This is a genomic window from Streptomyces xiaopingdaonensis, assembly GCF_000262345.1.
Taxonomy (GTDB): domain Bacteria; phylum Actinomycetota; class Actinomycetes; order Streptomycetales; family Streptomycetaceae; genus Streptomyces; species Streptomyces xiaopingdaonensis.
Window position 1 is genome coordinate 1 of record NZ_AJTQ01000269.1, and the last position, 922, is coordinate 922.

Genomic DNA, 922 nt, shown 5'->3' on the forward strand with positions numbered 1-922 from the left:
GGCAACCCCGCGGCGTGCGCGAGGCGGCGGTAGGAGTCGAGGCGGTCGGCGGGGTCGTGGGTGTTGAGGGTGAGCAGGAGTTCGTCGGCCTCCGTCGCGGCGGCGAGGTCGGAGAGCGCTGCGGTCACCTCCTCCGCGGTGCCGTGGAGTTGGCCCGCCCGGGCCTCGGTGTAGCGGCGGTGCTCCTGACGCTCCATGGCGGACTCGTCGACCTCCTCGGCGGGGACGAGCGGCGGGAAGACGCCTCGGGTGCGGGAGACCGCCGTCGACCTGGCCTCGGGGCGCTGGAGGAGCGAGGCGCGCTCCCGGGTGGCGGCGGCAGCGGCGTTGACGGCGAGGACGACGTGGGGCTCCTCGGCCCGGGGCGAGGGGCGGAAGCGGCTGCGGTACTCGGCCACCGCCGCCGCGGTCCGCTCGCTCTCCCGGCGCGCGGCGAGCACCACGGGCAGTCCCCGCTCGGCGGCGAGTCGGGCCCCCGATCCGACGGCGAGGACGTACGCGGGCACCCGCAGCCCGCCGGCGGGCAGCGCCGGGAGCGGGGCTGCGGCGTCGAAGTAGGCGAGGAGTTCGTCGAGCTGGTCGCCGAAGCGGTCCGCCGCGTCCTTGCCGGTGCGCAGCGCCCGGCGGACCGGCTCGGTGAACCCCGTCGAGCGGCCGAGCCCCATGTCGATCCGCCCGGGATGGAGCGACTCCAGGACCCCGAACTGCTCGGCGACGACGAGCGGTTGGTGGTTCGGCAGCATCACGCCGCCGGTTCCGACGCGGATACGCGAGGTGGCAGCGGCGACCGCGGCCGCGAGGACGGTGGGGGCAGAGCCCGCGACACCGGGTACCGCGTGGTGCTCGGAGACCCAGAACCGGCGATAGCCGAGCCGCTCCGCTTCCCGTGCGAACGCGACCGTCTCGCGGAGCACCCGCTGCG

1 protein-coding gene is annotated in these 922 nt (G+C 76.5%); it reads right to left on the reverse strand.

Going from position 1 to position 922, the window contains the following annotated elements:
* Positions 1-914, reverse strand: a 914-nt coding sequence (locus UWG_RS0121610; RefSeq protein ID WP_078495701.1) for an MsnO8 family LLM class oxidoreductase, incomplete at its 3' end; no start/stop codon positions are given.
* Positions 915-922 lie beyond the last annotated feature (8 nt).